Source organism: Saprospiraceae bacterium, assembly GCA_016710235.1.
Taxonomy (GTDB): domain Bacteria; phylum Bacteroidota; class Bacteroidia; order Chitinophagales; family Saprospiraceae; genus Vicinibacter.
On record JADJLG010000001.1, the window covers coordinates 2,142,678 to 2,158,783 of the forward strand.

Annotated in this window: 3 protein-coding genes; 2 read left to right on the forward strand and 1 reads right to left on the reverse strand. The window is 37.5% G+C overall.

Annotated features, from left to right (window positions below; all coding sequences use genetic code 11):
• Positions 1 to 39 precede the first annotated feature (39 nt).
• On the reverse strand, positions 40 to 258 hold the full coding sequence (locus tag IPI99_08580) for a hypothetical protein (GenBank protein MBK7340569.1): 219 nt from the start codon (positions 256 to 258) through the stop codon (positions 40 to 42).
• A gap of 211 nt (positions 259 to 469) precedes the next feature.
• Here IPI99_08580 and IPI99_08585 point away from each other — a divergent pair, with 211 nt between their 5' ends.
• Positions 470 to 4,441, forward strand: coding sequence for a T9SS type A sorting domain-containing protein (locus IPI99_08585; protein MBK7340570.1), 3,972 nt, complete (start codon positions 470 to 472; stop codon positions 4,439 to 4,441).
• Between the two features lie 253 nt (positions 4,442 to 4,694).
• Entirely contained in the window at positions 4,695 to 16,097 is an 11,403-nt protein-coding gene (locus IPI99_08590; GenBank protein MBK7340571.1) for an HYR domain-containing protein, read from the forward strand.
• Positions 16,098 to 16,106 lie beyond the last annotated feature (9 nt).

Consider the following 16,106-nt stretch of genomic DNA (forward strand, 5'->3'; position numbering starts at 1 on the left):
TTTTGAAAACATTCAATTTAATGCTTAAACCAGGCAACACTATACACTTGCATTGAAATACATCAACTTTGAAAGCTTGTATCCTTTTGAGTTAAACAGTGACTGAATCTCAAATTGGGTTGTATCGGTTCGATTTGCACTGTCGTCTTTTGCCAATATGAATTGATTTCTAATGGCAATCATCATGGAAAAATTCAGGAGAATCGGTCGATTTTCAGGTCCTGCAAAGCACACTCTCCCCGACTGGTTTGATATCAAATATTAAGGATTTTCATCATAAATAAAAATGTACACATATTTATTACAATTATTTATAAATGATTGTATGTCAAATATTTAATATTACATCGTGCTCGATAACATATTATAAAAATAAACGAATTATAAAAATTTGGTATGTATTTTGAGTGACTCTCTATACCTGATAAGTTCAGGTTGCAATTACTCAGCGAACCAAAAAAAGTGTTACATGAACCGATTTTTTACTTTACTCATCCTTTTTCACTGGATATCCGTCCAGTCTTATGCTTCAACATCCGGCTCTGAGCCGGCAGTAGGAGTACTTTCCGAAATCGCCTGCAACGATCTGGTCAATATTTCGCTGGACACAAACTGTATGGCAACAGTAACAGTACCAATGTTGCTTCAAGGAAACATCGGGCCGATCTCTGATTATACGATACACTTGAAGTATAATGGGCAGCCTCAAAATGATTTGATCTTAGGCCAACAAGATGTCGGTCATGTGATTGATTTTACCGTATGGCACCTACCCTCAGGCAATAGCTGTTGGGGAAAAATCAAAGTTGAAGAAAAGTATCCACCACAAATGGAATGCAGGCAAGATACCGTGAGATGCAATATGGCTACGACAGTGGGCGCTGTTGGTTTTCCAATTCCTTCCTGGATTGAACCTTCAACAAGCGTAGTTTACGATATTGTCAACCCAAACAGGTTTTTTGTTTATGGATGGGATAAATGTGGAGTAGTCATCTTAAGTTATTACGACCAGATCGTAAAACATGACTGTTCTTATGATTGTATAGCGACAATTTATAGAAATTGGACAGCGGAGGATGTCAATGGTAACGTGAGCAAGTGTACACAGACTATTTGCATCAGACAACCTCAAACCATAGATCTGAATACATTATATGATTATGATGGGATTTCAAGACCCCATTTGAGCTGTGATGGTGTATTTCCAAAGTTGGAGGATGGTAATCCCTCTCCGGAATATACAGGTCATCCTGTACCTGAAGCTTGCGGTTCTTTTGTGGCAACCTATGATGATTTGAGGATAGACATATGCGAAGGTTCGTATAAGGTGATTCGTCGCTGGACTATTTTAAATTGGTGTACAAAAGAAATTATCCAACACAATCAACTGATCAAAGTCATCGACGACAAAGGTCCCAAATTTCAAAGTCCGGCTGATTTTACTGTAGGGATGGAACCATACAGCTGTGGTTCTAATGGCATACTTCCATCTCCACTCAATGTAGAGGATTGTGCCGGATGGAGGTACGATATTTTTGTAAAACTTAGTCAAGATGACGAATTAGCTCCATTGACAAAAGATTATGTGATATATAATTCTTTCGATAAACATTATCATTTGAAAGGAGCTCCTCCTGGAAGAGTTTGGTTGGTTTATGTTTTGACTGATAGTTGTGGTAATTCGTCAAGGGATACCACTGAGGTTGGCGTAGTAGATGATCTTCCACCTGTAGCGATATGTGATCAACGCACAGTAGTCACTTTATCAGGAGATGGTTTTGCAAAATTGTTTGCAAACTCTCTCGATAATGGATCTATAGATAATTGTACGCTGGATTCTTTTGCAGTGAGAAGGATGACAAATTCATGTAGCCTGGATACCAGTTTCAGGGAATACGTAGAGCTTTGTTGTGAAGACGTAGGAGATACTGTGATGGTTTCATTCATGGCTGTAGATGAATATGGCAATAGTAATACATGTATGGTTCAGGTGATCGTTCAGGATAAATTACCGCCGGTTATTGTACCACCGACAGACATTACAATCAATTGTGACTACCCATATGATTTGAATCATCTTGAAGAATTCGGATCTCTCAGAACCAGTGAAAGCGATCGCAAGCAGATTATAATCAAAGATCCAATTTATAGTGCTGTTGGATTCGTTGCAGGAATAGATGGACTTGTAAAGGATAATTGTACCTTGAACTACAGAGATACATTTGAGACAGATATTCAATGTCACCAGGGAGTAATTCGAAGGTATTTCTATGCAGAAGATAAGCAAGGACAAGTAGCAACTGCAGTGCAAAACATATATATCGTCAAAACTTATTTATTCAATCAAAACGGAAAGGATATAGAATTTCCTCAAGATGCAATAATCAGGACTTGCAGAAATGTACAAACAGATCCAAAGAATACAGGCGAACCAATTTTTTATAACGCTGGTTGTGCACAAGTACTGTCAACACATACCGACACAAAATTGGTATCGCAAGATAGTGCATGTTATAAAATAATTAGAAAATGGAGAGTGATCGATTGGTGTCAATATGATCAAAGAACAGGAGCAGGGCAATGGGAAGGCACACAAGTCATCCAAGTTAAAAACTCTGAAGCTCCAAACATTTTCTCCTGTCAGGATGCCATTTTCGACGACAAGGAAGCATATAGAGATCCGATTTCAAATTTATGTTACGGCCATTATGATATGACTGCGCTTGGAGATGACGATTGTACTCCGGAGGCTGAATTGGTTTGGTCTTATAAGATAGATATTCATGATGATGGCACATATGAACCAGAACAAAAAGGATCCAGAGCTATGGGTGTACTTCCTGTAGATACTCATCGGATCCGTTGGATCGTACAAGATAAATGTGGAAATTATTCTCAGTGTGACAGATTATTTGTGATACGTGATGATAAGAAACCAACACCATATTGTAAAAGCGGTATAGTGACAGTGGTGATGCAGACCAATGGTCAGGTCTTGGTAAAAGCAATAGATCTTGAACAAAATAGTTTTGACAACTGTACTGAGCATTCAAAACTTGTATTTTCTTTTTCATCTGATACAACGATCAAAACCATATTATATACCTGTGATAGTCTTGAAGGACAAACTGTAATCAACAAGACTGTACGGCTGTATGTTACAGATGAAGCAGGCAATCAAGACTTCTGTGAAACATTTGTAAGAATTCAGGATAATAATAATGCTTGCAACAACACAGGCATTGTGGTTTCAGGAGGAATTTTCAATATGCGCAATGAGCCAATGCTCGGAGCTCAGGTGTCTGTGGAACGATCATCAGATCATCAAATCTTGTATTCAGTACTTTCAGATGGGGCAGGAGAATATACATTTCAAGATGTAAAAGCGGCTTTATTTGAAATAAATGCAGAAATGGGTGACTATATCACAAATGGAGTAACTACTTATGATATAGTATTATTGCAAAAACATATTCTAGGGATTTCAGAAATAAAAGATCCGTTCAAGTTGATGGCAGCTGACGTCAATAAAACAAATAATCTTACTGCAAGAGACATCAGTGAAATCAGAAAAGTAATCTTGGGAGTAAGCAGCCAGTTTTCAGGGGTGCCTATATGGCAGTTTGTTGACAAAAGATTCAAATACTATCAACAAGTGGGTTGGACCAATGCTCCAAATAAAATATTGAGCAGCAGTCTGAATGGTATTTATACTGATGTAGACTTTGTTGGGATTAAAAGTGGCGATATAGATCAGTCGGCTAATTTTGGTAATCAAAATGGAATAGTACGACAGAATGAAACTCGTAGTTGGAAGTTAATCAAGGAAGAAAGTAACCATCGTGTTGCCGTCGTATCCACTCAGAAGCAATTGATTTCAGGATTCCAGTTAGCACTACAGTTAGGATCAACTCAAGCTTATAATTTGGAAAGTGGAAAAATTCAAGTCCAGGCAGACGATTATCTTGAGCTTCAGCAGCAGTTGAGAATTTCATGGGCGGCAAAATCAGATGTATCGGTAGAAAAGGACGATGTATTGTTTTATATTAAATCATCCGGCTCATCAATACCTTCATTTGAACTAAGCGAAATTTGGATGCCGGCACAAGTATATGATGCGGCCGGAAATCAATACTCGATTAAGTTGATCCCGAATGAAGAGTATCAGGAGAAAATTGGATCATTGGTTCTATACCAAAATACACCTAATCCATTTTCTCTGAGCACTACGATTAATTTTGAAATAAATGTGGACTGTGAGGCTAAGTTGGAAGTATTTTCCATGACAGGAAAGAAAGTATTGTCAAGATTGATGCAAGCAAAAGCGGGAATCAATCCTCTTATTATATTAAAATCAGATCTTGACGGCTCAGGTATGTTCTATTATCAGATCGAGGCAAAGGGCCAGAAAAAAGCTCAAAAAATGATATTAATAGACTGATAATCAGTCATTCATCTAAGCGCAGGATCAGTTGAAAAACAGCTGATCCTGTTCTTTTTTGAAAAATATATAGAAAAAAGTTTAATATTTATTTTTTTTATTTGAAATACTTTATACTTTTGCGTCAATCACCAGCTCAAGGTGTATCCCATTTATAGGATTCTGTAGGACAGAATAAAATTTAGCAAAACAGGCCTTTTAACGAAGGTCTATTTAAAGCGTATTTTATTAAACTACACATATTTTTTTTATAATGGGAAATCTACAGCGTTTACACGTATACCAGCAACTAAGGTGCAGGTATAATCAGCAAACAAGTTTTCTTTTTCCACTTTTCTTTCTTGTTTTTTCCGGTTCACTATTTTACAATGACATCAATGCTCAGTGCACTATTGTACCGGGTACGATTTCCGGTCAGGTAGTATGGGACAAAAATTATAATGGTATAAAAGATGCTTCAGATCAAGCTCTTTCCAATATCAAAGTGATTGCAGTTGCACCATCTGGAAACACATTGGCAGAAGCTTATACGGCTAATGATGGTTCTTATAAGTTGACTGGATTGAAGGATGGAGATAATTATCTGATAGAAATATCAAAACCCGGATGGTTGGAATATTCTTTATCAGGAGCAGATTATATTTCTGATATCAGAATCCAAACAGCCCCAGCTTGTAATATTTTATTTGGATTGTTTGACCCTTCATACAATGGTGGTGGATTGTTGAGTGATTTGGCAGTAAGCTGCTTCGTTCAAGGTGAATCCAATTCACAGGCTAGTGGTGAAACATTGGTGAGACTTTCCCAAAGCTTTAAAACCACGACTCCGATTTCAAAAATTGCTATGCATTCTCAAACCGGTGCGGTATGGGGACTCGCATATAAAAAATCAAGCAACCAATTGTTTTCTTCTGCTTTTGTAAAAGTAGGCACCGGGCTAGGTGCTCTGGGAACAGGGGGTATTTATCAAACAAATTATCAATCTATGGTCACAACACCGTATATTGATCTCAAAACCCTTGGAATTAATACTGGATCTGTACAGGGTGTAGCTCTGAACAGTTGCGCGTATGGCAACCTTGTAGGAAAAGTTGGTCTGGGAGATATGGATATTTCTTCGGATGAAAATTTGCTTTTTGTAAGTAATCTCTACCAAAAATCGATTGTTATCCTTCCTACGCTTGGTGCAAATGCATCAAACACATTTGAAATTAAGGTCCCGGATCCTGGTTGTAGTAATTCTGATTATGCTGTGTCAGCATTAAAATATAATAAAGGTTCTCTTTATGTAGGTGTAACTTGTACTGCAGAGACTAGTGCAAATGAGGCAGAACATTTTTTTCATGTTTATGAAATGAATTTGTTGACGAGAACTTTTCATTTAATTTTTTCAACAGATTTTGGAAAAAAGTATTGGCCTAAGGATGTAGGTACTGCAGCGAAAGGATTGATTTCACAATGGCTTACAGATATCGATTTTTCGGATGGAGGCGACATGATACTTGCAATAGCGGATCGTAATGGTCATAGCTTTTGCAGAGCAAATGAAATCCTGACAAACCAGTTTGGAGATATTTTAATGCTGCACAAAGACAATGGATTGTGGTCATTGGAACGCAATGGTGTGGTGGGAACATTGGTTGGTTCAGGCTCAAGTAACGGGCAGGGACCTGGAGGTGGAGAGTTCTTTGGTGAAGATTACTGGGTGATTGGCCCGAGTTTACATCCAGAAGTATCCATGGGATCCATAGCTGTGGTGCCAGGTTCCGATCAAGTCATTTCTTCAGCATTTGATCCTGTTTATGAATCTTTGGCTGGTGGATTACATCGTTATAGTACTATCAACGGAAAAAAATTAGGTGCTGTCCAATTATATAATTCCACTTCATCCGCATTTGGCAAAGCATCTGGTCTTGGAGATGTAGAAGTAGTATACGCTCCGGCTGAGATCGTGATCGGCAACAGAATTTGGCTTGATTCTGACGGAGATGGCTTGCAAGATCCAAATGAATCAGGAATTTCAGGATTGAGAATTGCACTCTATGACAGTCAATGTAATTTATTAACGACAACAGTTACAGATATCAATGGCAATTATCTATTTAACAAGAATAATGTTGCGGGAGGGATTTTGTACAATTCTCAATATTACATTGTACTTCAAGATTCAAGATTTGATGTAAATAATCAAAAACTTGTCTGGGGAAATGATTCATTGTGTTTGACAATTCAGGACGCCACTTTATTGGGAGACAATATAGACAGCGATGCTTTTCTGGGTGATGTGTCATTGTGTCCAAGTCTAAAAGGAATTCCAATGATCTCCGCTCATACAGGAAATAGCGGACAAAATAATTATACATTGGACTTTGGATTTAAAACTTGTGGACGAAAAGAAGAAGGTCCAGTTGAACCAAATCCAATATACGATATTGCTTTGATCAAACAAGTTAATCCAATCTCAGTAATTGCACCGCAAGGAATAGTAATATTTGATATCACTGTAGTTAATCAAGGTGACACAGAACTTGATCAATTTGAGATTAGTGATTATATTCCTGATGGACTTGAATTTATAGCTGAAAAAAGTGCAGGATGGAAGTTGGTAGGCAGGACGGCTGTTTACAATTCAACTTCTGCTTTAATAAAAGGTGAAAAACGAGTCATACCGATTGGGTTTAAAATACTTTATAGCACAGGTATCCAAACGATAATTAATACTGCAGAAGTTTCTGCTCTGAAAAATGCAAAAGGTGAAGATATTATCGATATTGATTCAAAACCGGACAATGATCCAAATAACGATGCAGGCGGAATAGTACATGATGTCACAGACAATCAGTTGGACGGAGATGGATTTCTGGATGAGGATGATCATGACCGTGAATCACTTGTGGTATATGATCTGGCATTGATTAAAAGGTTGGAAGTATCTTCCGGATATAAAGTCGGTGATTTTGTCCAATTTGATATTTATATTCAGAATCAGGGAAATCAGAATGTTGCTTCTTACGAGATAACAGATTACTTGGGTGAAGCTTATGAATTTGATCATAGTTTGAATCCTGAATGGAATATTGTAAATGGTAAATTGGTGTATACCTCTACTAAAGGATTAGCTCCATACGAGGATATTTTTATTCCACTGAAATTAAAACTGACGAAGTACGACAATACTGTTTCTCTAATTAATACTGCTGAAATCAGTAGTATGCGCAATGAAAAAGGAGAAGCTATCATGGACGTTGATTCTAGACCTGATCAAGATCCAGATAATGATGCCGGGGCCGGAGTATTTACTGAAAATGATGACAGACTGGACGGTGATGGATTGACTGATGAAGACGACCATGATCAGGCAGGAATATTTTATTATGATTTAGCTTTGATATTGCAAACTAATGTTAAGACACCTGTAAAATTAGATCAGCTTGTTCCTTTCCAGATCCAGCTTATAAATCAAGGAAATATTGCTGTATCATGTTTTGAAATTGTGGATTATATTCCTGTTGGCTTAGAATTTGTTGCGGCATCAAATCCGAGTTGGAAATTGGAGAATGGAATTGCAAAATGTTTGGTCAATAATGAATTATTGCCCGGTGGAAGCGTCACAAAGGAAATTGTTCTAAAAGTTGTGTCTTCGAATGCAGATGAACTGATCAATTTTGCGGAAATCAGCAGTATCCAAAATTCAAATAAAGATGAAGTGAGCGACGTAGATTCAAAACAAGACGCTGACAATTCTAACGATTTAGGAGGTATACCTTCAAGTGCTACCGATAATTTATGGACAGGAAATGGAGTCACAGATGATGAGGATGATCATGATCCTGAGGCATTACAAGTCTTTGATCTTGCGCTCATATTGACAGCAGACAATGCATTGCCTGTGAAACAAAATGAAGACGTAATTCAACACATTAAAATTTGTAATCAAGGAAGTGTCTCAGCACAGAATATTCAGATAGTTGATTATTTACCTTCAGGTTTAATACTGAGTTCTCATGACAACAATGGTTGGATGTTTCAGGGAGGAATTTTGAGAAATATTGTTCAGTCTGAATTAAAACCCGGAGAATGCACAACGATCGATATTGTATTGAGAATATCAGATGTTTCGGATCCAAGTGCTTTGCTCAATAGAGCGGAAATTGTTGGAGCAGAAGATTTGCAGAATCGGAACATGAATTCTTTTGATATTGATTCAGATCCTGATATGATATCGACAAATGATAATGGTGGTTTGTATGGTACACCAACAGATAATTTACTTACGGGAAGTAAATCATTTGACGAGGATGATGCAGATCCTGAGCTGGTTCATTTTGTGGATCTTGCTCTGAGAAAAACAGTTGCAGCAGGGACTTACGTGAAGTATTTGGGTGAGCTTAAGTTTATTATCGAAGTATTTAATCAAAGCAATACTGACGTAAAAAACGTATTAGTCTCAGATTATTTGCCATCAGGTTATGAATTGGCAGCAACATCCATTTCAGAGGGTTGGACATCTCAAGCTAGAATAGCTCAGATAAGATTATCTGAACTAAAGGCTTATTCATCGACTTTGTTAGAGATCAAGATTCAGGCAACATCGACTGCTCCGGAAAATAATGTGTTCAATTATAGTGAAATAAGTGCTTTCCAGAATGCATCTGGACAGGACATTGGTTCAAGAGATTTTGACTCGACTCCTGACGCCATTTTGGGAAATGATCTTGGCGCAGTATGGAATACTGAAACAGATAATATGATTTCTGACCACGGTATGATAGACGAAGATGATGAAGATATAGCAGGAATTGGAATTTATGATTTGGCATTGCGCAAGACAGTACCGGACATAGAAAGATTTTATAATTCAAAAGATACAGTTGATTTCGCTATTGAAGTTTTCAATCAGGGATCTTTACCGGTGAGTGGCTTTGATGTGATCGATTATGTAGATACAAATTATATTTTTGATGCTTCTTTAAATCCGGGTTGGACACTCCAATCATCAGGAGCAGCAATATATACAGATAGAAATACACTTAAAGTTGGTTCAAAGAAAGTATTGCATATTCATTTGATTATCCGACCTAAAAGACAGGGACTAAGATTTTGTAATGTGACAGAATTGTCAGCAATTTATAGATCTGAAGGAGTTGTTATCGAGGATTTTGATTCTGTAGCGGACTCTGACCCTACAAATGACAAAACTGATGATGTAGGCTACTCAGACAAAAATAATATCACTGATAATGGCAATATTGATGAAGATGATCAGGATCAGACTTGTACGAATCCGGATAATTTTGATCTTGCTTTGGCCAAAGACGTTGGGGTTAGAATAGTAGAACATGGTCAGGATATTAGTTTCAAAATAACTGTAGTCAATCAAGGGACGGTTCCAGCCACATCGATTACAGTTGTAGATTATCTTCCGGAGGGATTGCGATTTAGAGATCCTGATTGGGTAGCAGGACCCATGTCCTCAGGTAAATTTTACTATACTTTTAGCGTTGCTAATGGTAAAATTCCTGCAGGTGGATTAAAATACCGAGATACATTGGCAGTATATTTTGATGTAGAAGTCACTGCAAGTGCAAGGAAAGGTGCAATAGTAAATCGCGCTGAAATTTTTGCTGCTGAGAACGATCTCAATCTTCCGGACGAAGATTCAAAACCCGATGATATAGAGAATAATGATTCAGGAGGAAATGTATTTACAAATCAAGACAAAGTTGGAAATGCAATTGTTGACGAAGGTGATATTACAGGAGACGAGGACGATGCAGACCCTGCAGGCGTATTTCTGGTGGAAGTTCAACAAGATCTTTGCAGATGTTTAAATAATGCTACCACACCATCAAACGGCCAATTTATCAGTTGTTTTAATATTGAGTCTCAGGCAGGAGACGTATGGTTCATTCGGGAGATCAGTGGTTTATATTCTGAAGCCAGTGCTGCACCTCCGGCTGCTCCTACAGAATTTACTACAGGACCACTTGGATTTGTAGTGCCTTCCGTAGTTTCAAATGGTACAAGTGAGGTATTTGAGTTTTGTGCTATTTCCATTGATGGCCATCCATTCTCCTTTATATTAGAAAATCAATACGGAGATAAGGTAAATTATAATTCTAGAGCTTGTGGATATGATGTGCCTCATCAAACTACAGGTTATAGCCCTGTTTGTTCGAATTCTGATGTTCATTATGGAGTTGCATACAACCCATCAAGTACCTATGAGTGGACATTGAGTTCTGGTGGTACAATTACCTCTGATCCAAATTTGAATGAGATTAATGTACATTGGACAGGTGGCATAGGCACAAGCCATTTACTAACTATACGTGAAGTCAATCCAAATTCATGTTTAAAACCATTAGAAATACCTGTTACAGTCCAAACTTCAACTGCTGAACAAATGAATTGTATCGGCGATTTACAGGTATCTCTTGATAAAAATTGTCAGGCTATCATAACTCCAAATATTTTGCTTGCTGGTGGTCCATACACATATACAAATTATGCAGTAATCGTGATGGATAAGCATGGATATATCATTCCAAATGCTACTGTGGACGGAAGTTATATTGGTCAGGTATTGACAGCCAAAGTGATGAATATTTGCAACGGAAATTCTTGCTGGAGCAAGTTGACCATAGAAGATAAGACTCGGCCACAGATAGTCTGTGCAAATGATACAATTCTTTGTACAAGGATGACAAGTTATCTAAAACCATATGTATATGATAATTGTGATCCAAATCCTACAAAAGAATTGTTAGATGAGACTATAGAAAATACTTCATGCGATCCGAATTATTCCAAAATCGTAACTAGAGTGTATTCAGCTATTGATAAAAGTGGTAACAGATCATCACGATGTACTACAAAAATTTATCTAAAAAGAATACCTTTAGATTCCATTGTGTATCCTGATAGTTTCTCATTAATTACTAAGAATCCTTTGACTTGTAATAATTTTGAAGCTGACAGCTTAGGTCATCCTTTGCCAGAAGAAACTGGAGTTCCAACATTGAACGGACAATCACTTTATCCAAACAATGACCAAAAATATTGTGATTACAGTATTCGTTATTATGATCTTGAAATTCCAGATCCTAAAAGTTGCAATAAAAAAATTCTCAGGAATTGGGAAATATTCACATGGACCTGCTCATCATTTGACAAAAGAGTTTTCAATCAATTGATAGAAATTGTAGATCGTCAGGCACCTACAATTCTAGCGTTGGATACGATTCGCACAACAACTACTCCAGGTTACAATTGTGAAGTTGAGTTATGGATACCACCTATCAAAACTTTCGATAGTTGTGGAAGCGAAGTACGAGTAGATTTAGTTTATCCAGGTGGAATTATTACTGATTTCAAGGGTGCTTATTTGAAAATCCCTGCAGATACAAACGTATTGAAAGTACGTGCATACGATAAATGCCACAATGTAGATAGTGCAAGTTTTGTAGTAATAGTTCAAGATTTGACTCCACCTGTTGCTGTGTGTGACAAGGAGATGGTTGTATCACTAGATAGATTTGGAGAAGCTTGGGTCCCTGCACATGTATTTGATGATGGCAGTTATGATGAGTGTCATATTAAATCCATGAAAGTGCGCAGGATGGATAATGGTGTACCATGTACTTTCAATTCAACAGTTTTTGCAGATTCAGTGGGATTCTGTTGCCAAGATGTAGGAAAGTTGATCACTGTAATTATGTTGGTAACTGATCATCATGGAAATGCTAATAGCTGTATGGTACAAGTTGAAGTACAAGATAAAGTGATTCCAACGGTATATCCACCGCATGATGTGACGATTAGCTGTGAGAGACATATTAATTTGAATGATCTTTCTGAGTTTGGGTCCGCTACTGTTTCGGACAATTGTGTTGCAGATTTGACAGAAGTAGATAGCATTCATATTGATCAGTGTAGAGAAGGTTACATTGACAGGATATTTGTAGCAGGAAATGCATTAGGATATACTGTTGCAGTGCAGAGAATTACCATCATCAATGAGCATCCATTCACTGAGAAAGATATCATCTGGCCTTATGACTTTGATACAACAACTTGCCAGACAAATGCATTGGATCCAACGAATTTGCCGGATACTCTCGGGTATCCCATCTTGATTGAAGATTTTTGTGATTTGACGGGAGTGAGTTATGAAGATCATTTATTCAGATTCGTAAATGGCAGTGATGCTTGTTATAAAATACTCCGTAAATGGAAAGTAATCAACTGGTGTAGATTTGGAAGTAATGAAAACTTGTATTACGAGCACACACAGATTATTAAAGTGAACAATACTATCAAACCTACTATTCAGGATGGTTGTGAAGATTTAAAAGTGTTCACTCCTGATACTTCTTGTTTTGGTGCATACGTCGATATTTTTGCAAGCGCAGATGATGACTGTACACCGGCAGATCAGTTATTCTGGCAATATAGTGCGGACTTGAATTCTGATGGAATTGTGGATTCACTTGTAAGGGGTGTTGGTGGTGTTATAAGATTGAGACATTTTTATCCGCTGGGTTCACACGAATACACTGTACTATTTGAAGATTTGTGTGGCAACCAGAGTGCCTGTACAAGAGCCATTGAAGTGATTAATAAGAAGAAGCCAGTTGCTTATTGCAAATATGGTTTGGCTGCAAGTTTAGTACCGATGGATCTTAATAATGATGGTAAAGTAGATCAAGAAATGGTAACCATTTGGGCTAAAGATTTCGATCAAGGAAGTTATCACCCATGTAATTACCCGATCACTTATTCTTTTGGTCTTGACACTACTGTGAAGTCCATCACATACAATTGTGACAGCATTGGAAGAAGAGAAGTGACATTATGTATCACAGCCTCAAATGGCGAACAAGATTGTTGCCAATCCTTTATCGATATTCAGTCAAATACTCAGTTTAATAAATGTTCTTGTGTAAGATTCCCTGCTGATATCATAGTAAATAGTTGCGTGACCAATTATGATCCAAGTACAATAACTTCTATTCCTATATTAGGTACCTGTCCATGTACTCACTTAGGAACTTCTCACAGCGATAGTATTGTGACAAATGTTCCAAATTATTGCTATGTGATATATAGAAAATGGACAGTCAGATTTAACTGTCCTAACGAAGGATTATGGGTGAATGAAAGTGTTCAGAAAATATATGTTACTACAAATCTGAAAGATTCCGATATCACCTGGCCGTCAGATAGTGTACTGGTAGACAATTGTACCGGAGCATTTGACACAGCGATTATTCATAATACACCGAAGTTCTGTGACTATAACGGTCAGGTAATGCTGAGATTTACTGACAGGGAAATTGGTAGAAACACAGAATGTGTTTTTATTGAAAGGCTTTGGACAGTTTTCAGTAAGTGTGTTGCTTCACAATCATTCTCATTCAGACAAGTATTGAAGATAGTAAATTTCTCAGGTGTGAAATATTTCGTTCCTGCTGACATTACTGTTACTGATTGTAAAAAAGTCTTGGTCCCGGATTCTTTGAATGGATATCCATACACAAATTGTAATTGTGATATATTCAATCATTCATACCGAGATTCTACTGTGAATGGTGGTGCAAATGCTTGTTATACAATTTACAGAAAATGGACATCTACATTTAATTGTCCTCCTGATGTTGTTGGTACATTTATGGGTACACAAAAGATTACAGTTGTGATCGATATTCAACCGGGAGATATTGATTGGTCGGCAGATTCAGTATATGTTGACAATTGCGGCGGGAAAGTAGATACGGGCATTATTGATAATGTTCCGAAATTGTTTAAAGATTTCTGCGGTTACGTCTCAATTTCTTATTCTGACCAAGTATTGAGTAACAATGATACGTGTAAAATTATCAGAAGAACCTGGTTAGTCAGTAATACATGTCGTACTGGTGCCAACAAGCAAGAGTATCGCTATGACCAAATTTTAAAAGTGATCCATCCAAATGGACCAAAACTGATTTTGCCACCTAACATCACTGTTACGGATTGCAAAAAACCATTATTGCCAGATTCACTTAATGGATATCCGACAGTAGATTGTGCATGCGACAGTTTAATGATAACTTATCGGGATGATACCATTCGTACAAATCCTGAAATTTGTTATCAGGTTAATAGAAATTGGTCGGTAAGAGTTAGATGTAGGCCAATTGTGGATACAGTATTGAGAGGAACACAAATCATTATCAGAGATGTGAATTTGAATCCTGCTGATATCATTTGGCCTCAAGATAGTTTTACTTCCTACAGCTGTATTCCTAATCTTGATCCTTCAATCACAGGTATGCCTTCTTTGAGTAAAGACTATTGTGGATTAATTCACTTTAGTTATGTTGATTCTTTGAAAGGTGGAGGCGAATGCAGAACCATTCAACGTACGTGGACTGCAAGAAACGATTGTAGTGCAAGTCAGGTGTTCAGATTTAATCAATATCTGATCACAAAGAATCAAGGCCAGCCGTCGATCACATGTACACCGGATACGGTTGTCAATGCAAATCAGACTGAATGTGGTGCCATAGTAAATTTGCCGGATCCAACATTGAATAATTCATGCAATGCAGGTGTCCAGTTTACTAAGATACCAACAGGTAATTTTTATCCGGTGGGTATGACTACCGTATTGTTTATTGCAACGGATAGTTGTGGAAATAAGGACAGCTGTACTACCAAGGTGACAGTTATAGAAAATGTACCGCCTCAAATTACATGTCCTCATGATACATTGGTGCCTTGTAGTGTGAATACAAATGATCTCAGCCAGTTTGGGCAACCGCAGTTCAGCGATAATTGCCCGAATCCGACATTGAAGGATAGTGTTATTCGCAACCAGAATATTTGTGGAATCGGTACAATTACGAGAATTTTCACGGTAACAGATGCATCAGGCAATACTGCCTCTTGTAGTCAAATTATCACTGTTGAAAATCCAAATCCATTGGATAGTTTAGATATCAATTGGCCGACATCTCCGGTTACTGTAGAGGAATGTGATGATATTGATCCTTCCATTCTTGGCATGCCAACCATTGACACAGCAGGTGCAACTTGCTTTAGAGCAAGGATTACTTATGCTGACAGCAATTTGTGTAAAATCACTCAAACGTGTGAGATTCAACGGACGTGGACAGTTTTTGATAGTTGTACCAACGAAGCGATAGAATATATACAAACAATCATCAGAAATGATACCTTGCCTCCAAGTATCATGGGAGTGAGAGATACTACTTTGTATGCGAGCGACACATCATGCAACAATTATGTATTCATGAAGGCATTTTCTGGAGATTGCGACTCAAACTTAGTCGTGATCACAAACAATTCTCCTTACGGTGCCAATATGTTTGAAGATGCCTCAGGATTTTATCCATTTGGTACAACCACAGTGACCTTTACTGCAACTGATGCATGTTGCAATCAAGCCACAAAAACAATCTTGATTACCGTACTGGATACAATAAAACCTGAATTCACTTGCAGGAAGGTAGTCCGAAAAATTACTGACACAGAATGTGCTACTTTTAATGCAAGAGATTTTGTGAGAAACGCAACAGACAATTGTTCAGATTCCGCAACGATTATGGTGTCGTTTGATATCAATGATTTCATGGATCAACATTTATGATTTGTTGTG

Excerpts from the sequence above, each read along its gene's own strand:
- IPI99_08590 (MBK7340571.1), top strand. The coding sequence starts at position 4,695 with ATGGGAAATCTACAGCGTTTACACGTATACCAGCAACTAAGGTGCAGG.
- IPI99_08585 (MBK7340570.1), top strand. The coding sequence starts at position 470 with ATGAACCGATTTTTTACTTTACTCATCCTTTTTCACTGGATATCCGTC.